Annotated in this window: 21 protein-coding genes; 16 read left to right on the top strand and 5 right to left on the bottom strand. The window is 72.7% G+C overall.

Annotated features, from left to right (window positions below; all coding sequences use genetic code 11):
• Nucleotides 1-12: 12 nt before the first annotated feature.
• Nucleotides 13-249 (top strand): hypothetical protein, encoded by a 237-nt coding sequence (locus tag ABZ948_RS08600; RefSeq protein WP_031117749.1) that lies wholly within the window; start codon nt 13-15, stop codon nt 247-249.
• A gap of 31 nt (nt 250-280) precedes the next feature.
• The gene (locus ABZ948_RS08595; protein ID WP_359758191.1) at nt 281-598 is read left to right on the top strand and encodes a hypothetical protein; all 318 of its coding nucleotides are present in this window, start codon (nt 281-283) and stop codon (nt 596-598) included.
• Between the two features lie 8 nt (nt 599-606).
• On the opposite strand, the gene ABZ948_RS08590 is transcribed toward ABZ948_RS08595, so the two are convergent.
• Nucleotides 607-1,146 carry a VanZ family protein gene (locus ABZ948_RS08590; protein ID WP_359758190.1) on the bottom strand — a complete coding sequence of 180 codons (540 nt, stop codon included), beginning with the start codon at nt 1,144-1,146 and terminating at the stop codon, nt 607-609.
• A gap of 234 nt (nt 1,147-1,380) precedes the next feature.
• On the opposite strand from ABZ948_RS08590, the gene ABZ948_RS08585 reads away from it, so the two are divergent.
• The 6 genes from ABZ948_RS08585 to ABZ948_RS08560 are packed head-to-tail and all read left to right on the top strand — an operon-like array spanning nt 1,381 to nt 5,118.
• Complete coding sequence (locus tag ABZ948_RS08585) at nt 1,381-1,536, top strand: hypothetical protein (RefSeq protein ID WP_435857472.1); 156 nt, start codon at nt 1,381-1,383, stop codon at nt 1,534-1,536.
• Nucleotides 1,533-2,015: an MrpF/PhaF family protein gene (locus ABZ948_RS08580; RefSeq protein WP_359758188.1), complete on the top strand. Its 483-nt coding sequence runs from the start codon at nt 1,533-1,535 to the stop codon at nt 2,013-2,015. Before ABZ948_RS08585 ends, ABZ948_RS08580 begins: the two co-directional genes overlap by 4 nt.
• A complete protein-coding gene (locus ABZ948_RS08575) occupies nt 2,000-2,260 on the top strand; it encodes a hydrogenase subunit MbhD domain-containing protein (protein WP_359758187.1) in 261 nt (86 codons plus the stop codon). The genes ABZ948_RS08580 and ABZ948_RS08575 overlap by 16 nt, the downstream gene beginning before the upstream one ends.
• Nucleotides 2,257-2,997 carry an MnhB domain-containing protein gene (locus tag ABZ948_RS08570; protein WP_359758186.1) on the top strand — a complete coding sequence of 247 codons (741 nt, stop codon included), beginning with the start codon at nt 2,257-2,259 and terminating at the stop codon, nt 2,995-2,997. Before ABZ948_RS08575 ends, ABZ948_RS08570 begins: the two co-directional genes overlap by 4 nt.
• A 7-nt stretch (nt 2,998-3,004) precedes the next feature.
• On the top strand, nt 3,005-3,355 hold the full coding sequence (locus tag ABZ948_RS08565; protein ID WP_359758185.1) for a sodium:proton antiporter: 351 nt from the start codon (nt 3,005-3,007) through the stop codon (nt 3,353-3,355).
• Entirely contained in the window at nt 3,355-5,118 is a 1,764-nt protein-coding gene (locus tag ABZ948_RS08560; protein ID WP_359758184.1) for a complex I subunit 5 family protein, read from the top strand. Before ABZ948_RS08565 ends, ABZ948_RS08560 begins: the two co-directional genes overlap by 1 nt.
• Here the strand turns inward: ABZ948_RS08560 and ABZ948_RS08555 are convergent, their stop codons facing one another.
• The 3 genes from ABZ948_RS08555 to ABZ948_RS08545 all read right to left on the bottom strand — a co-directional run bounded on the left by ABZ948_RS08555 (nt 5,119) and on the right by ABZ948_RS08545 (nt 6,926).
• The gene (locus tag ABZ948_RS08555) at nt 5,119-5,781 is read right to left on the bottom strand and encodes a DUF4230 domain-containing protein (RefSeq protein ID WP_359758183.1); all 663 of its coding nucleotides are present in this window, start codon (nt 5,779-5,781) and stop codon (nt 5,119-5,121) included.
• Between the two features lie 111 nt (nt 5,782-5,892).
• Nucleotides 5,893-6,270, bottom strand: a complete 378-nt coding sequence (locus ABZ948_RS08550; protein ID WP_359758182.1) for an anti-sigma factor antagonist — start codon at nt 6,268-6,270, stop codon at nt 5,893-5,895.
• A 218-nt stretch (nt 6,271-6,488) separates the two neighbouring features.
• Nucleotides 6,489-6,926 carry a MarR family winged helix-turn-helix transcriptional regulator gene (locus tag ABZ948_RS08545; RefSeq protein ID WP_114256988.1) on the bottom strand — a complete coding sequence of 146 codons (438 nt, stop codon included), beginning with the start codon at nt 6,924-6,926 and terminating at the stop codon, nt 6,489-6,491.
• A gap of 103 nt (nt 6,927-7,029) precedes the next feature.
• Between ABZ948_RS08545 and ABZ948_RS08540 the strand changes: the two genes are divergently transcribed.
• Both ABZ948_RS08540 and ABZ948_RS08535 read left to right on the top strand, forming a co-directional pair.
• Entirely contained in the window at nt 7,030-8,484 is a 1,455-nt protein-coding gene (locus tag ABZ948_RS08540; protein WP_359758181.1) for an aldehyde dehydrogenase family protein, read from the top strand.
• Between the two features lie 22 nt (nt 8,485-8,506).
• Nucleotides 8,507-9,616: an NAD(P)-dependent alcohol dehydrogenase gene (locus ABZ948_RS08535; protein ID WP_359758180.1), complete on the top strand. Its 1,110-nt coding sequence runs from the start codon at nt 8,507-8,509 to the stop codon at nt 9,614-9,616.
• Nucleotides 9,617-9,710: 94 nt separating this feature from the next.
• Here the strand turns inward: ABZ948_RS08535 and ABZ948_RS08530 are convergent, their stop codons facing one another.
• Nucleotides 9,711-10,661 carry an NADP-dependent oxidoreductase gene (locus tag ABZ948_RS08530; protein ID WP_359758179.1) on the bottom strand — a complete coding sequence of 317 codons (951 nt, stop codon included), beginning with the start codon at nt 10,659-10,661 and terminating at the stop codon, nt 9,711-9,713.
• A gap of 71 nt (nt 10,662-10,732) precedes the next feature.
• On the opposite strand from ABZ948_RS08530, the gene ABZ948_RS08525 reads away from it, so the two are divergent.
• The 6 genes from ABZ948_RS08525 (at nt 10,733) to ABZ948_RS08500 (ending at nt 16,274) form a co-directional block, all read left to right on the top strand.
• Nucleotides 10,733-11,677 (top strand): GlxA family transcriptional regulator, encoded by a 945-nt coding sequence (locus tag ABZ948_RS08525; RefSeq protein WP_359758178.1) that lies wholly within the window; start codon nt 10,733-10,735, stop codon nt 11,675-11,677.
• 249 nt (nt 11,678-11,926) lie between these two features.
• Nucleotides 11,927-13,660 (top strand): ATP-binding protein, encoded by a 1,734-nt coding sequence (locus ABZ948_RS08520; protein WP_359758177.1) that lies wholly within the window; start codon nt 11,927-11,929, stop codon nt 13,658-13,660.
• Nucleotides 13,661-13,665: 5 nt separating this feature from the next.
• Nucleotides 13,666-14,076, top strand: a complete 411-nt coding sequence (locus ABZ948_RS08515) for a roadblock/LC7 domain-containing protein (protein ID WP_003994857.1) — start codon at nt 13,666-13,668, stop codon at nt 14,074-14,076.
• The gene (locus ABZ948_RS08510; RefSeq protein WP_078650896.1) at nt 14,073-14,444 is read left to right on the top strand and encodes a DUF742 domain-containing protein; all 372 of its coding nucleotides are present in this window, start codon (nt 14,073-14,075) and stop codon (nt 14,442-14,444) included. Before ABZ948_RS08515 ends, ABZ948_RS08510 begins: the two co-directional genes overlap by 4 nt.
• Nucleotides 14,425-15,027, top strand: a complete 603-nt coding sequence (locus tag ABZ948_RS08505) for a GTP-binding protein (protein WP_359758176.1) — start codon at nt 14,425-14,427, stop codon at nt 15,025-15,027. The genes ABZ948_RS08510 and ABZ948_RS08505 overlap by 20 nt, the downstream gene beginning before the upstream one ends.
• On the top strand, nt 15,024-16,274 hold the full coding sequence (locus ABZ948_RS08500; RefSeq protein ID WP_359758175.1) for a cytochrome P450: 1,251 nt from the start codon (nt 15,024-15,026) through the stop codon (nt 16,272-16,274). The genes ABZ948_RS08505 and ABZ948_RS08500 overlap by 4 nt, the downstream gene beginning before the upstream one ends.
• Nucleotides 16,275-16,284: the final 10 nt, after the last annotated feature.

Raw genomic sequence — 16,284 nt, 5'->3', positions numbered from 1 at the left:
TACGCTCGATGCATGACGGAAATCTCGAGCCCGCACATAGCGCACCCCCGGATCATGGTGCTCGGGGTACAGCCGGGCACACCGCCGTTCCGCATCGTGGAGATCGACGGCCAGGTGGTCGGGGAGGCCAGGGCCGTCACGGACGTCCTGGCGGCCGCGGCCGCGTTCGGCATCACGGTCCACGACCTGGACGACCCGGACGTGGTCCGCTGGGTCGGCGGAGACAAGTTCACCTGGACCGTGCACTAGCCTCACGGCCGCGGCATACGATCACCCGATCATGCCCGAACACGTCCACGGCACCGACGCGTACTCGGCCGACGAGCTGGTCTCGCTCCTCGGCGACCGCCTCGGGCTGGTCTTCACCGAGCGCGACAGCCACTTCCTCGGCGTCTACCACGTCGCCGCCATTCCCGGCGGGCGGGTCACCGTCCAGCCCAACGCGATCCCGGGTGACGACGGCGAGGACGACCTCTACGCGGAGGAACACCCGCCGGACTGGCTTCTGCTGCTCACCACCACCTCGGTCGAGGACGCGGAGCTGCCGGCCCGTCTGGACTCCATCGAGGGGATCGTCCGCATGGACGGCCCGTCGTAGCCCGCAGGTCAGCCGGTCGGCGTAGGTTTCGTCCGGCGGTCGCGGCGGGGCCTGCGGGCGTGGATCGCGCGGCTCAGGCGGCGGCCCAGGACGAGGTAACCGATCAGCGCGCCCGACGTGTTGAGGATGACGTCGTCGATGTCGAAGGCGCGGCCGGTGACCAGGGCTCCCTGGGCGAACTCCACCAGGAGCATCACCACGGCCGTCAGGAACAGGACGCGCAGGACCCCGCGGGTGCGGGGGGCGACGACGGGGACGAGGACGCCGAAGGGGACGCCCAGCAGGATGTTGCCGCCGATCTGCCGGACGGCGTCCCGCAGCTCCGGCTGGTCGAGATAGGCCTTCAGGGAACTGCCCGGCCGCAGATTGCTGTGGGTCAGCGCCTCCGAGGCGGGCGAGGGCTGCAGGGTCAACCGGGCCAGCACCACGGCGAAGGCGACCATGAACGTGAAGGCGCACAGCATCGCCAGCACCCGGACGGGCAGTGGAAGCGGGCGACGCTCGCTCCCGGACCGGGCGGTCCGGGGACGTGAGGCTGCACCGGCCATTGCTCCTCCAGTCTTCAACTTCCCTGCGTAGTAGGGCGGTTACCCACAGACGGACCGACGATGCCGCCACCGGCCGTTCCCGGCCACGGTTTCCCCGCCGCGCGCCGGGGCACTCCCGACCCGGGAGCCGCCGCGCGCCGCCACGTCCCACGGCCGGGGCGGTGCTTGGATGACCGCCACAACGACCAGCGCCCGTGGAGGTGGCGTGTGAACCGGCGTACGACGCTTCTCACCGTGGCCGAGGTACCGCTGTGGTGGGCCGCGCTCGCCGCGTTGTGGCCGGTGCTCGTCACCACCGTCGACGCCCTGGAACTCGCCGTCGGCGCGGCCGCCGCCCTCCTCGGGGCACTCGCCGCCCGGGCCGCGCGGCGGGCGGTGACCCGGCGGTGAACGGCTGGATCCTCGCGGCCACGCTCCTCCTCGGCGCCGGCCTGACCGCCGCCCTGTGGGGCGTCGCCACCGGCCCGCTGCGCCGCCGCGTCGTCGCGCAGAACCTGTCCACCGCCGTCGCCTGCCCCGGACTGCTCCTCCTCGCCCAGGGCTACGACCGCCCCGCCTACGTCGACCTCGCCCTGGTCCTCGCCCTGCTCGGCCCCGTCGGCACGCTGGTCTTCGCCCGGCTGCTCGCCCCGGAACTGGCCGAGGACCCGCCCCGCGCCCAGGGCGCGACCCGGGCGGCGGCCGCCCTCGGCGCCGTCGTCGTGATGGCGGTGTGCGTGGCCACGGGCCCCGGCCGGGCGATGGCGAAGCTCCTGCTGACGGGCGTCCTGCTGATCGGCGGGAACCTCGTCGCCTCGCGGGCACTGACCGGCGCGGCACAGAGGCCCGGCGGGTGGGGGAGGGGACCGCTGCCGTGGACGAAGCCGTGATCGCCGTCGCCCTGACGTTGGTCGCCGCTTCCGCGACCGTGGCCGTGGCCACCCGCGACCCCGTCCGCCAGGCCCTCGTCCTCGCCGTCCTCGGCGTCGTGCTCGCCGTGCTGTTCACCGTGCTCCAGGCCCCCGACGTCGCCCTCTCGCAGCTCGCGGTGGGCTCCGCCCTGACGCCGCTGCTGCTGTTGCTGACCGTCCGCAAGGTGCGCCGGCGCCGGCGGCGCGGGGAGGCCGAGCGGTGAACCCCCGCACCCGGCTGTGGCTGGTGGCCGTCGGCGGCGGGGGCCTCGCCGCCCTCCTCGTCGCGGCCTGCTTCCGCCTGCCGGCCTTCGGCGGCGACCACCACCCGTACGGCGACCGGGCCGTGGACGCGTCCCTGGCCCACCGCACCGCCAACACCGTCGCCTCCGTCACCTTCGACCAACGGGCCTTCGACACCCTCGGCGAGCTGACCATCCTGTTCGCGGCCGTCCTCGGCTGCGTCGTCCTGCTGCGGCAGACCCGCGACGAGCACCGCGCCCGGCCCGAACCCGCCGGCGTCGCCCCGCCGGTACGCCGCTACGCGCTGCTCGTCCTGCCCGTCGCCCTGCTCACCGGCCTCTACGTCGTCGCGCACGGCCAGCTCAGCCCCGGCGGCGGCTTCCAGGGCGGCGTGGTCGCCGCGACCGCCCTGCACCTGCTGTACCTGGGCGCCGACTACCGCGCCCTGGAACGCGTCCGGCCGGTCGGGCTGTACGAGGCCGGCGACGCCGTCGCCGTCTCCGCCTACCTGGTCACGGGCGTCGCGGCGCTGCTCGGCGGCACCGCCTTCCTCGCCAACACCCTGCTGCCGCACGGCACGTTCGACACGCTCTCCTCCGGCGGCACCGTCCCGCTGCTCAACGCCGCCGTCGGCATGGAGGTCGCCTGCGCCGTCGTCGTGCTGCTCGCCCGCTTCCTGGACCAGGCCGTCGAGATCGAGGAGGAGAGCGGGACGTGAGGTCGCCGTGACGGACGTGTTCGCCTACCTGGTCGCCGCCTGGGTCTTCCTGGCCGGCTGCTACGGCCTGGCCACCAGCCGCAACCTCATCCACGCGGTGGGCTGCCTGTCGGTGTGCCAGTCCGCCACCTACGTCCTGCTGCTGGCCGTCGGCTACCGGGACGGGGCCACCGCACCCGTCTTCTCCGACCTGGAACCCGGATCGCGACCGGTCGTCGACCCGGTCGTGCAGGCACTCGCCCTGACGGACGTGGTCGTCGGCGCGACCGTCACCGCCCTGCTGCTCGCGCTCGTCGTGCAGGTCTCCAAGCGGCACGGCACGGTCGACCCCGACGAACTCTCCGAGCTGCGCGGCTGATGCACCGCCTGCTGCCGCTCCTCGTCGCCGTCCCGCTGCTCGGCGCCGCCCTGCTGGCCGCCGGGGGCCGCCGGGTGCCCCGGGCCGTCGCCGAGTCCGCCGGCTGCGCGGTCTCGGCGGGCACCGCCGCCCTCGCGGTCGTGCTGCTCGCCGACTCCCCGGCGCCGACGGCCGAATGGGTGGGCGGCTGGGTGCCCGTGCGCGGCGAGAGCGTCGGCATCGTCCTGGTGGGCGACGGGCCGGGGCTCGGCATGGCCGCGCTCGCCTCGGCCCTGACCCTGGCCGCGCTGGTGTACTCCTGGCGCTACTTCGAGGAACCGCCGCGCGGGCACGCCGGCTCGTTCCCGGCGCTGCTGCTGCTCTTCCAGGCGGGCATGTGCGGGTTCGCCGTCGCGGGCGACCTGTTCAACGCGTTCGTGTGGTTCGAGTTGATGAGCGTCGTCGCCTACGCGCTCACCGGCCACCGGGTCGAGGAGGCCCGGGCCGTGCAGGGCGCGCTCACCTTCGGCGTCGTCACCTCCCTGGGCGCGTACGCGATGCTGATGGGCATCGGGCTGCTGTACGCCCGGACCGGCGAGCTGGGCATGGCGCGGATCGGGCAGGAGCTGGACGCGCACGGGCCGCCCGACGCGCTGGTCCTCGCCGGTTTCGTCCTGGTCCTGACCGGCCTGCTGGTCAAGGGCGCGGCCGTACCGTTCCACTTCTGGCTGCCGGACGCGCACGCGGTCGCCCCCACCCCCGTCTGCATGCTGCTGTCGGGCGTCATGGTGGAGCTCGGCGCGTTCGGCGTGTGGCGGGTGTACGACACCGTCTTCTCCGGGCCCGGCGGGCTGCCCGCCGCCGACGTGGAGCGGGCCCTGGTGGCGCTGGGCGCGCTGACGGCGGTGACCGGCGCGGTCATGTGCTGGTACCAGCGGCACATCAAACGCCTGCTGGCCTACTCGACCGTCGCCCACATGGGCCTGTTCCTCACCGGCATCGGCACCCTCACCCCTGAGGCCGACGACGGGGTCGCGCTGTACGTCCTGGGGCACGCCGGTGTGAAGGCCGCGCTGTTCGCCTGCACGGGCATCCTCCTCGACCGGTACGGCTCCGTCGACGAGCATGCCCTGCACGGCCGGGCCCGGCCCCTGCGCGCGGTCGCCGTGCTGTTCGCCGTGGGAGGGCTCGGCCTCGCCGGACTGCCGCCCTTCGGCACGGCGCTCGGCAAGTCGGTGACGGAGGAGGCCGTGGGCGGACCGCTGACCGTGCTGTACGTCCTGGCGAGCGCGGTGACCGCCGGGGCGGTGCTGCGGGTCGCGGCCCGCGTGTTCCTCGGCCTCGGCCCGCGGCCGGCGGAGGGGGACGCGTACGAGACGACGGGCTCCGGTGAGCGGCCCGAGACCCGGCAGCGGCTGAGCCGGGTCCCGGACACCATGACGGTGGTCCCGGTGGTGCTGCTCGCCGCGTCCCTCGCCGTCGGCGTGGTCCCCGGTTTCGCCGCGGCGATCGGGCGCGCCGTGCAGGAGGCCGGGACGGGCGGCCTGGTGCACGGGTCCGTGCACTGGACCCCGCTCGGCGTCCTGCTGGGCCTCGCCTCGACCGCGCTCGCGCTCGCCCTCGCGGCCGCGGCCGTCACCCGGCCGCGGCTCTCCGCCGCGCCGGACCGGGCGCTGCCGCTGCGGCGCCTGCAGTCCGGGCACGTCGGGGACTACGTCGCGTGGCTCCTGGTGGGCACCACGCTGCTGGGCGCCCTGGCCCTGCCCGCCGTCCTCGGGAGCTGATCAGCTCCCGTACGAGACGCTCACCTCCTTGAATCCCAGGGAGCGCAGCAGGCCTTCGAGCATGCCGGTGGTGTTCGACTCGGCGCGTGCGGTCAGCTCGCTCTCCTTCGCCGCGTCGCCGATGTGCCGTACCGCGAGCTTCTGCACGGCCTGTTCACCGTTGGGGTTGTCCGAGAAGAGGTCGCCGAGGCGGTCGAACAGCCCCCGCTGCTTGGAGACGGCGTAGGAGCGGTCCGGGTCGAGGGCCGGCTTGCCCAGTTGCGCGTGGGGCAGCCGGAGCGTGGCGGACGTGCGGTCGGCGTTGACCCGCACGTCCCTCTCGCCGACCTTGCCCAGGTCGACGTAGGCGTCGACGGTGCCCGCGCCGACGTACAGGGTGCGGGTGCCGCGGATCGCGTCGGGCAGGAACCTGGCGTCCTTCTCCAGGTCCACGACGACCTGGAAGTTGCCGGAGGCGGCGTCGTAGCGGCTGATGTCCTGGATGGACTTCAGCAGCGCGGGGCCGGAACGGTCGTGGGTGTCGGTGCCGAACAGGTCCTTCAGGCCCGGGAGCACGCTCAGCCGCAGCCCGGCGAAGAACACGACGAGCACCAGCACGAGCGCGGCCACCACCTTGGCCCAGCCGGGCATGCGCCTGGGGAGGCGCTTGACGGGAGTCGTCATGCGACGGCCCTCCTTCCTACTGACCGGATGCCCGCCACGCCCCCTGCCAGACCGCGCAGTTGAGGATTCGACGAACCCGGCGGAAGCATGCGGGGCGCACCCGCGGCCCGTTCAGGGGCGGGAGGTGGCCTCCGGCTGTTGCAGGGCCGCGTCGAGTGTCGGCTGCGGCGGCAGCAGCCGGGACAGGCCGGTGATCCGAAGGACGCGCAGGGTCAGCGGGTGGGAGCAGACGAGGAGTACGTACCCGTCCCGGTCGAGCACCCGGCTCCTGGCCCGGTACAGCAGCCGCAGTCCCGAGCAGTCGAAGAACTCGATCCGGCTGAGGTCGATCACGAGCCGGGCGCCGGGGCGGTTCGTCTCCCGGTCGATGTGCGGGGCGATCTCCGTGGCCGCGGCGAGGTCGATCTCGCCGCGGAACTCCAGCACCCTGTGCCCCCGTTCCTGGCGGACGCGCAGATGCCGGGTGAGCGGTGCAGGTTCCTGCCGCACGACGAGATCGCCTCCAGCCTGCTCCGTGCGTGGGGAGGGGCCGCGGTCCTCAAAACCGTTCCCCGCCCTGCAAGTTACCCCCCAACGAGTGAATTTGAGCATGTTCGATTGACATATGTCTCTGAATTACAGGCGAGTTGGCCGAGGTTCGCGCCGGGGCGCGCGCGGGCGTGTTTCCAGGCGCGCCGGCCGGGCTACGGCAAGGCGTGCCGACCGGGCTACGACAAGGCGTGCCACGCCTTGGTGAGCGCCTGGCGGAACTGCTCGGTCTGGTGTGCCGTGAGGTCGCGCACCATCCGCTCCTCCAGCTCCCGGACGGGCCCGGCGTGCCGCGCGAGCAGCTCGCGGCCGGCGTCGGTGAGCAGGATCAGCAGCTCCCGGCGGTTGCGGGGGTTGCGCTCCCGGCGCACCAGGCCGCGGCCCTCCAGGGAGCGGACGAGGTCGGCGATCGACTGCGCGGTGACGAAGGAATCGCGTGCCAGCTGGGCGGCCGACAGACCGTCGTGTCGCTCCAGCACGGTCAGCGCGGTGTACTGGAGAGCGGTGATCCCCGACGGTCTCACCAGCTCGTCCAGGTGGGAGCGCACGACGAGCTCCACCTGCTTGACCATGTAGAGCAGGGAAGGGGGCGCCTTGGTCACCTGTGTGTCGAGCATGGAAGCAGGCTAGAGCATTGACAGGAAACCTGTCTGTAATGAGACTGCGAACCAACAGGAATCCTGTTTGTTGAAATCTTGGCGACGACGCTGAGGAGTGGCGATGACCACCTTCGAGAGGGAACCCGGACAGCTGTTCATCGGGGGACAGTGGCGCGAGGCCGCCGACGGGGCGCGTACCGAGGTGGTCGACCCGTCCCGGGGCACGACCGTCACCACCGTCGCGGAGGCGGGCCCCGCCGACGTCGATGCGGCCGTACGGGCCGCCCGCGCGGCCTACGACGACGGCGCCTGGTCCGGTCTGAGCGGTCGCGAGCGGGGTCGGGTGCTGCACCGCGTCGCGCAGCTGATCCGCGAGAACGCCGACGAGATCGCCGGCCTGGAGAGCCTCGACGTCGGCAAGCCGATCACCCTGTGCGGCGCGGTCGACGTGACGAACGCGGCCAACGACTACGAGTACTACGCGAACCTCGCCCAGGGCCAGGACGGCGCCCTGCGCGACACCCCCATGAACGCCCTGGCCTACACCAAGCGCGAGCCGCTCGGCGTGGTCGCCGCGATCACCCCGTTCAACTTCCCGCTGATCCTCGCCGGTTCCAAGATCGGCCCGGCGCTCGCGGCCGGCAACACGGTCGTCCACAAGCCCGCCGACGAGACCCCGCTCAGCGCCCTCTACATGGCCCGGCTGTTCCAGGAGGCCGGCGTCCCCGACGGCGTGGTCAACGTCGTGACGGGCACCGGCCCGGTGGCAGGCGAGGCGCTGCTGCGCCACCGGGGCGTCGACAAGGTCGCCTTCACCGGTTCCACGGCGATCGGCCGGCACGTGGCGAGCGTCGCGGGCGAGGCGCTCAAGCCCGTCACCATGGAGCTCGGCGGGAACGCCGCCCACCTCGTCTTCGAGGACGCCGACCTGGAGAAGGCGGTCGGCGCCGTCATCAAGGGCTTCGTCTTCAACACCGGCCAGTTCTGCATGGGCGGCCCGCGCCTGCTGGTGGCCCGCTCGGTCTACCCCACGCTGCTCGGCATCCTCGCCGAGGCCGTGCCCGGCGTGCCGGTCGGCGACCCGCGCGACCCGAACACGGTCATCGGCCCGATGGCCGCCGAGAAGCACCTGAAGAAGGTCGAGGAGTACGTCGCCCTGGCCCGCAAGGAGGGAGCCCGGATCGTCTGCGGCGGCGAGCGGCTCGACCTGGACGGCGGCTACTACTACAAGCCCACCGTCATCGCCGACCTGACGAACGACTCCCGGGTGATCCAGGAGGAGATCTTCGGCCCCGTCCTCACCGTGCAGCCCTTCGACGACGAGGACGAGGCCGTCGCCCTCGCCAACTCCACGCCGTACGGCCTGGCCTCCGGCGTCCAGACCACCAACCTCGCCCGCGCCCACCGCGTCGCCGACCGGCTCCAGGCCGGCATCGTCTGGGTCAACGACTGGGCGATGCTCGACCCCGCGGTCCCCTTCGGCGGCGTCAAGGACTCCGGCTACGGCCGCGAGTACGGCCCCGAGGCCCTCGCCGGTTACACCAAGGTCAAGTCCGTCGTCGTCTCGCTCGACTGAGCACCGTCAAGGAGTCATCGCGATGCCCACCACCACCCGTGCCGCGGTCGTCGAGTCCGGCGGCGCGCCCTTCACCCTCTCCGACGTCGTCCTCGACGAGCCCGGCCCGCACGAGGCGCTGGTCCGCATGGTCGCCACCGGCCTGTGCCACACCGACCTCGGCGTGGCGAGCGGCGGACTGCCCTTCCCGCTGCCCGGGGTCCTGGGCCATGAGGGCGCGGGTGTCGTCGAGGCCGTCGGTTCCGCCGTCACCGGCGTCGCGCCCGGCGACCACGTCCTGCTCTCCTTCACCTCCTGCGGTGACTGCCGCAACTGCCGCGGCGGGCACCCCGCGTACTGCGCGACCTGGCTGCCGCTGAACCTGCTGGGCGGTGGCCGCGCCGACGGGTCGAGCACCATCAGCCGGGGCGGCGAGGCCCTGGGCGGTCACTTCTTCGGCCAGTCCTCCTTCGCCGAGCGGGCGCTGGCCGACGAGCGGAGCCTCGTCAAGGTCGACCCGGACGTGCCGCTGGAGTCCATCGCTCCGCTGGGCTGCGGTGTGCAGACCGGTGTGGGCGCCGTCTGGAACGTGCTGAAGCCGGACACCGGCAGCACGGTCGTCGTCCTGGGCGCCGGAGCGGTCGGACTGTCGGCCGTGATGGCGGCGGCCCTGACCCCGGCCACCCGGATCGTCGCGGTCGACCGCGTCGCCGAACGCCTGTCGCTCGCCCGCGAGCTGGGCGCCACGCACACCGTCGACACCAGCACCACGGAACTGGGCGAGGCGCTCGCCGGCATCACGGACGGCCAGGGCGCGGACGGCGTCGTGGAGACCACAGGCAACGTCGGCGTCCTGCGCCAGGGCGTCGACGCGCTCGCCGCCCGCGGCACCCTGGTCGTCGTCGGCGCCCCGCCCTTCGGCACCGAGGTCTCCCTGGACGTCAACGGGCTGCTCGGCGGCAAGCGGATCGTCGGCCTCACCCTCGGCGACAGCGAGACCCAGACCATGATCCCGGCCCTGGTCCGCCTGGTGAAGGACGGCCGGCTGCCGCTGCACCGCCTGATCGGCACGTATCCCTTCGGGGACATCGACCGGGCGGTGCAGGACATGCGGTCGGGTAAGACGATCAAGCCGGTGCTGACGTTCGGCTGAGAGCCCGGGGGGGGGGTGCGGTGGTCTTGCGTGTGCGGGTTTGCCGTGGCTTGTCGCGCAGTTCCCCGCGCCCCTTCAGGGCACTGTCGTACGGTCAGTCGTTCACCAGGACCAGCTTGCCCGTCGTCCGGCCGGTGTCGCCCTGGGTGTGGGCCTCCGCGGCGGCGGACAGCGGGAAGGTTCCCGCGATGGTGGCGCGGAGCCTGCCCGCCTCGGCGAGTTCCGCGATCGTCTCCATGCCGGCGCGGTCGGCGTCGACCAGCATCCGGACCGCGCGCACCCGGAGCCGCTCGGCCTCCTGGTAGAAGTCGTCCGAGCCCGCCGGCAGGATCGACACCACGACCCCGCCCGGGCGCAGCACCCGCAGTGAACGCAGGGCGTTGTCGCCGCCGATCGTGTCCAGGACGACGTCGACGTCCTTCACGGCCTCGGTGAAGTCCGTCTCGCGGTAGTCCACCGCCTCGTCCACGCCGATCCCGCGCAGGAACTCGTGCTTGCCCGCGCTCGCGGTGCCGATCACGTACGCGCCGCGCTCCTTGGCGATCTGCGCCGCCACGTGCCCGACGCCGCCCGCGGCGGCGTGGATCAGCACGCGCTGCCCGGGCCGCAGGTCGGCGTGCTCGGTCAGCGCCTGCCAGGCGGTGAGCGAGACCAGCGGCAGCGCGCCCGCCTGGACGTGGTCGAGTCCGGCCGGCTTGCGCGCGAGGGCGCGGACGGGCGCGATGACGTACTCGGCGTGCGAGCCGTGCCCGAACGGGTACGGCAGCATGCCGAAGACCTCGTCGCCGGGCGCGAACGCCGCCACGCCGATGCCGATCGCCTCCACCACGCCCGAGACGTCCCAGCCGAGGACGAAGGGCGGCTCGCCCAGGAAGCCGCCGGTGGCGCGGTGCTTCCAGTCGGTCGGATTGACCCCGGCGGCCCGCACCCGGACCAGCACCTCGTTGGGCCGCGGCACCGGGCGCCCGACCTCCACTTCCTTCAGGACCTCGGGACCGCCGAGGACGTCCTGGCTGATGGCTCGCATCGTCTTCCGTGTGCTCATGGTCATCCAGCGTGCCGGTCGCCGATCCGCCCCGCCATGGCAAGAAAGCCAACATTCGATAGGATCGTGCCATGCAGCGTGAACGAGTGGTGGTCCTGGCCCTGGACGGTGTGTACCCCTTCGAGCTGGGCATCCCCAGCCGGATCCTCGGCGCAGCGGACGGCCGCTACGAGGTCCTGACCTGCTCCGTCGACGGCGGCCCGGTGCGCACCGACGCCGACTTCGGCGTCACCGTGGAGCACGGCCCCGACGTCCTGGCCACGGCCGGCACGGTGGTGATCGCGCCCGTGGCGCCGACCCACCTGACCGACGGGGTGTCCGCCGAGGTCCTGGCCGCGCTCGCGCTCATCCGCCCCGGCACCCGCATCGTCTCCATCTGCACCGGCGCCTTCGTCCTGGCCGCCGCCGGGCTCCTCGACGGGCGCCGGGCGACCACCCACTGGCAGGTCGCCGACCACTTCCGGCGCATGTTCCCGCGCGTCGACCTCGACCCGGACGTGCTGTTCGTCGACGACCACCCGTTCCTCACCTCGGCCGGAGCCGCCTCCGGCGTGGACGTCTGCCTCCACCTCGTCCGCAAGGACCATGGCAGCCGCCTGGCCAACACCGTCGCCCGCCGCTGCGTGGTTCCCCCGTTCCGGGACGGCGGCCAGGCCCAGTACATCGAGCAGCCCGTCCCCGAACAGGGCGCCGCGAGCACCGCCGCCACCCGCGCCTGGGCCCTGGAACGCCTCGGCGAACCGCTCACCCTGGCCGACCTCGCCGGCCACGCCCGGATGAGCCGGCGCACCTTCGCCCGCCGCTTCCACGACGAGGTGGGCCTCAGCCCCGGCCGCTGGCTGATCCAGCAGCGCGTGTCCCGCGCCCGGCACCTGCTGGAGTCCAGCGACCTCACCGTCGACCAGATCGCCGGCCGGGTCGGCTTCGCGACCGGCGCCTCCCTGCGCCAGCACCTGCACGCGGCCATCGGCGTCTCCCCGCAGGCCTACCGCCGTACCTTCCAGACCGCCCGCTGACTCGTCCCGGCCCGGTGATCCCTCAACTGGTCAGGCTGCAAAGCCATTTGTCGACGTGTGGCTTTCTGTCGGAGCGTGACGGAACCCTCACGTCCGCCCGGGGTCGAAGTTGATCCTTTCGGGTTCAAACCCGATAAGGTTCCGATCGGCGCTGCGAGTTGACGCGATCGCGTCCGGTCGACTCGCGGTGCGTACTCATGAGTGCGGTCCACACACCCCCCGTTGATCGTGTTGCTTCGAAGGATGCAGATGGAACTCGCCACTCCGCCACCGGCGGCGCGGGCCCCTGTCGCCTGGTACAGCTGGTGGTTGATGCCGCTGGGCTTGGGAGGCGGGACGCTTGCCGCCACGTTCATGAGCTCGGAGCGAATAACCGCGGCCGTCGCCGGTGTCGCGGCGACGGCGGCCAGCGCCGTGTGCGTACGCCTGCTGCTGCGCACCCGGGCACAGCTGCACCGGGCGGAGGGCTCCTTCCGCACCACGCAGGCCGAGCACAACCAGCAGTGGCAGCAGCACGTGGCGGGCCTGGAACGGAAGTTCTCCGCCGAGCGCGCCACCCTGGAGTCCCAGCTCACCGAGCAGAACGCGACGTACGAGCGGCGCCTGGCCGACCAGAGCGCCACGTACGAGACGCAGCTCGCCGACCAGTCGAGGGCCTACGAGGAACGGCTGGCCGAGCAGGCCACGTCCTACGAGGCACAGCTCGCCGACCAGGCCGAGGTCTGGCAGGAGCAGCTCTCCCACCAGCTCGCCGCGGTCGCCCGGCTCGCCGACGAGCAGCTGCCCGACGCGATGGAGAGACTCCGCTCCGGCGAGGCCATCGACGACGTCCTGCCGACCGTCACCCAGTGCGCGAAGGTCGGGGCCGACCTCCAGGCCGAGCTGCGCAAGCTGCTGCGCACCGCGCTGATCGGCCTGGAGGCCGAATTCGACCGCTCCACCTCCGCCGAGCAGGCCGTCATCAGCATCGGCAACCGCATCCACGTGCTGACCAGCAAGCTCCGCGGCCGGCTGCACGAGATGCAGGGCGAGCACGGCCGGCTGCCGGCCGTCGCCCGGGGCCTGATGGAGCTCGACCAGGAGCTCGGCCCCGCCGACTCGCTCGCCGCGAGCATCGGCGTGCTCGGCGGCTCGGACCGGCCCGGCCGGCAGTGGCAGGAGCCGCAGCGGCTGCTGAGCGTGGTGCGCGGCGGCATCGGCCGGATCAAGGACTTCCACCGGATCCAGGTGCGCCACCTGCCCGAACTCGGCGTCGACGGCGGTCTCGTCGACCACCTCACGCTGATCCTGGCCCACCTCCTGGACAACGCGGCCCGCTACTCGCCGCCCACCGAGCCGGTGCTCATCTCCGGCAAGGAGGTCCCCAACGGCGTCGGCATCGAGATCCAGGACTCCGGCAAGGGCCTGAGCGACGAGAAGAAGCGCGAGGCCGAGCACGCCCTCGCGGGCACCGCACCCGGTGCGGGCCTCGGCGGCATCACGGAGGACGCCAGCATCGGCCTGCGCGTCGTCGGCGCTCTCGCCCGGCGCTACGGCATCCGTGTCACCTTCGCGGACTCGCCGTGGCTCGGCACCTCCGTGGTGGTCGTGGTCCCGCACAAGTACTTCAGCCCGCTGCCCACGGTCACGACCGCCCAGGCCTCCACCACCCCGGCCGCGCCCGCCCCCGAGGTCCGCACCGCCGCGGCCGCCCCGGCCCACGAGACGGCCGGCGCACCGGCCGCGCAGGCCGAGGCCGTGGAGACCACGCCCGGCGGTCTGCCCCGGCGCCGCAGCAAGCGGCACGAGACGGAGGGGCCGAGGCAGGCCGAGCGGACCGACCGGAGCAGCGTCGCGGCCGTCCCGCCGGACGCCTCCTTCTCCGGCCTCGCCGCCTTCGCCTCCGCCGGGCGCCACGCCGCGGAGACCTCCCGGACGGACGACGACCGCGACACCCCCGCCGGACGCGAGTCCACCGAGCACCGCACCGAAGAGAGCGACTAGTCCTCATGACGCAACAAGGAACAGATGTGAGCTGGGCGCTCCGCGATCTCGTCGAGAGCATCCAGGAGATCCGTTTCGCCCTCGTGGCCTCCAGCGACGGCAAAGCCATCACCTCCTACGGCGCCGAAGACCCCGACGACGTCGACCGCTTCGCCGCCGTGGTCGCCGGCCTGCAGGCCCTGGCCCAGCCCGTCGCCGAGCAGTTCCCCAAGTACGCCGGACAGCTGCGCCTCGCGATGATCGAGGTCGACGGCGGGCACCTGTTCGTCGTCCGTGCCGGTGTGGAGACCTACCTCGGCGTGCTCGCCAGGGAAGGCCTCGACCAGGGCCTGCTGGGGCACCAGATGAGGGACCTGGCCCGCAGGATGGGTGAACTCCTCGGCACCACTCCGCGCCTGGAGGAGCACTCTGGATGAGTGCTCCCCGCAGGCCGTCGGACCCGTCCGGTCTCGAGCGCTACTACGTCCTCACCGGCGGGCGCAGCGGACCGGGCGGTTCGGCGTCGAGCCTCGACGTGGCGACCCTGGTCGTCGCCCGTGCCGCCCCGTTACCGGGCATGCAGCACGAGCACGAGGAGATCCTGCGCCGCTGCCGTGACCCGCTGTCGGTCGCCGAACTCGGCGCTCATCTCGGGCTGCCCTTCAACATTCTCGCGGTGCTGCTGTCGGACCTGCTGGACGCAGGTCGCGTCGAAGCCCGTAACCCCATCCCGGCACACGACGCCGGCCGCGGGCCCGACCTCGCGCTCCTTGAGGAGGTACTCAGTGGACTTGAAAGGCTTTGACCAACCCGGAGGCTCGGCCGGGGACACCCGCTCGGTCAAGGTGATGATCGCCGGCGGGTTCGGCACCGGGAAGACCACCATGGTCCGGTCGGTCAGCGACATCAAGCCGCTCACCACCGAGGAGACCCTCACCCAGGCCAGTGCCGACGTCGACCACCTCATCGGCGTGGCCGACAAGACGCAGACCACCGTCAGCCTGGACTTCGGCAAGATCGGAATCAACGAGAGCCTGGTGCTGTACCTGTTCGGCACGCCGGGCCAGGAGCGGTTCTGGTTCCTGTGGAACGGGCTGTTCAAGGGGGCGCTCGGCGCGATCGTCCTGGTGGACACGCGCCGCCTGGAGTCCAGCTTCCGGGCGATCGAGGAGATGGAGCGGCAGGACGTCCCGTTCGTCGTCGCGCTGAACGTCTTCCCCGACTCGCAGAACTACCCCGTCGAGGAGATCAGGGACGCCCTGGACATCCCGGCGCACACACCGGTCGTGGCCTTCGACGCCCGCGACCGGGCCTCCAGCCGGGACGTCCTCGTCGCCCTGATCCACCACCTGAAGCAACGCTCGGCCGTGGCCCTGGAGCCCCGATGAACGATTCGACCGATCCCACCCTCCAGGCCATGCGGGGCTGCCCCGTCGCCCATCACGGGGCCGATCTGGTCCGGCTGTTCGGCCCGGAGGCCGCGACCGACCCGGCGAGCATCTACGAGCGGCTGCGCAAGGAGCACGGCTCGGTGGCGCCGGTCCTGCTGGAGGGCGATGTGCCCGCCTGGCTGGTGCTCGGCTACCGCGACAACCGGCGGGTGCTCGACAACCCCCGCCAGTTCAGCCGGGACGCCCGGATCTGGCGGGACTGGCGCGAGGGCCGGATCGAGGAGACCTCGCCGATCATGCCGATGGTCGGCTGGCGCCCCGACTGTGTGTCCCAGGACGGCGAACCGCACCGCAGGCTGCGCGGCGCCGTCACCGACGGGCTGCAGGCGGCGGCCGTCCGGGGCATCCGGCGGCACGTCACGCACTTCGCGAACAAGCAGATCGACGCGTTCGCCGACGCCGGGCGCGCCGACCTCGTGGCCGACTACGCCGAGCAACTGCCGATGCTCGTGCTCACCAGGATGCTGGGCCTTCCCGCGGCGGACGGGCTACGCCTGATCGAGTCGTGCGCCCAGGTCTTCAAGGGCGGTGAGGGCGCGCTCGAGCACAACGAGCGGATCATGCAGATCCTCGCGGAACTCGCCGAGCGCAAGCGGGCCGAGCCGGGCTCCGACTTCGCCACGGCCCTGCTGGAGCACCCGGCCGGCCTCGACCACGACGAGGTCGTCAGCCATCTGCGTCTGGTGCTGATCGCCGCGCACACCACCACCAGCAACCTGCTGGCCCGGGTCCTGCAACGGGTCCTCACCGACGCCGCCCGGCTGTCCGGTCTGGTCAGCGGGGAGCTGAACGTCTCCTCGGTGGTGGAAGAGGTCATGTGGGACACCCCGCCGCTGTCCGTGCTGCCGGGCCGGTTCGCAACCGCCGACCTTGAGCTCGGAGGCCATCACGTCCAGGAGGGAGAACTGCTCATCCTGGGCCTGGCCGCCGGCAACGTCGACCCGGAGGTACGGCCCGACTCGGCCGTCGCCGTGCAGGGCAACCAGTCCCACCTGGCGTTCAGCGCCGGGCTGCACGAGTGCCCGGGGCAGAGCATCGGCCAGTCCATCATCGAGATCGGCGTGGACGTCCTGCTGCACCGGCTGCCGGACCTGCGCCTGGCCGTACCGCCGGAGGAACTCAGCTCGACCGCCTCCACGTGGGAGTCCCGGCTGGACAGCCTGCCGGTCGAGTTCACCGTCTAGGCCACGTCGC

This window comes from Streptomyces olindensis (assembly GCF_040645895.1).
Classification (GTDB): Bacteria; Actinomycetota; Actinomycetes; order Streptomycetales; family Streptomycetaceae; genus Streptomyces; species Streptomyces olindensis.
The sequence above is the reverse complement of the archived record's forward strand: the minus strand, read 5'-3'. Positions and strand labels throughout refer to the sequence as shown.

What these genes read in the sequence shown, in the direction of transcription:
- ABZ948_RS08540 (WP_359758181.1), top strand. Translation starts at nt 7,030, where the DNA reads ATGACCACCTTCGAGAGGGAACCCGGACAGCTGTTCATCGGGGGACAG.
- ABZ948_RS08500 (WP_359758175.1), top strand. Translation starts at nt 15,024, where the DNA reads ATGAACGATTCGACCGATCCCACCCTCCAGGCCATGCGGGGCTGCCCC.
- ABZ948_RS08600 (WP_031117749.1), top strand. Translation starts at nt 13, where the DNA reads ATGACGGAAATCTCGAGCCCGCACATAGCGCACCCCCGGATCATGGTG.
- ABZ948_RS08545 (WP_114256988.1), bottom strand. Translation starts at nt 6,926, where the DNA reads ATGCTCGACACACAGGTGACCAAGGCGCCCCCTTCCCTGCTCTACATG.
- ABZ948_RS08520 (WP_359758177.1), top strand. Translation starts at nt 11,927, where the DNA reads ATGGAACTCGCCACTCCGCCACCGGCGGCGCGGGCCCCTGTCGCCTGG.
- ABZ948_RS08560 (WP_359758184.1), top strand. Translation starts at nt 3,355, where the DNA reads ATGCACCGCCTGCTGCCGCTCCTCGTCGCCGTCCCGCTGCTCGGCGCC.
- ABZ948_RS08530 (WP_359758179.1), bottom strand. Translation starts at nt 10,661, where the DNA reads ATGAGCACACGGAAGACGATGCGAGCCATCAGCCAGGACGTCCTCGGC.
- ABZ948_RS08595 (WP_359758191.1), top strand. Translation starts at nt 281, where the DNA reads ATGCCCGAACACGTCCACGGCACCGACGCGTACTCGGCCGACGAGCTG.
- ABZ948_RS08525 (WP_359758178.1), top strand. Translation starts at nt 10,733, where the DNA reads ATGCAGCGTGAACGAGTGGTGGTCCTGGCCCTGGACGGTGTGTACCCC.
- ABZ948_RS08515 (WP_003994857.1), top strand. Translation starts at nt 13,666, where the DNA reads ATGACGCAACAAGGAACAGATGTGAGCTGGGCGCTCCGCGATCTCGTC.
- ABZ948_RS08590 (WP_359758190.1), bottom strand. Translation starts at nt 1,146, where the DNA reads ATGGCCGGTGCAGCCTCACGTCCCCGGACCGCCCGGTCCGGGAGCGAG.
- ABZ948_RS08555 (WP_359758183.1), bottom strand. Translation starts at nt 5,781, where the DNA reads ATGACGACTCCCGTCAAGCGCCTCCCCAGGCGCATGCCCGGCTGGGCC.
- ABZ948_RS08510 (WP_078650896.1), top strand. Translation starts at nt 14,073, where the DNA reads ATGAGTGCTCCCCGCAGGCCGTCGGACCCGTCCGGTCTCGAGCGCTAC.
- ABZ948_RS08535 (WP_359758180.1), top strand. Translation starts at nt 8,507, where the DNA reads ATGCCCACCACCACCCGTGCCGCGGTCGTCGAGTCCGGCGGCGCGCCC.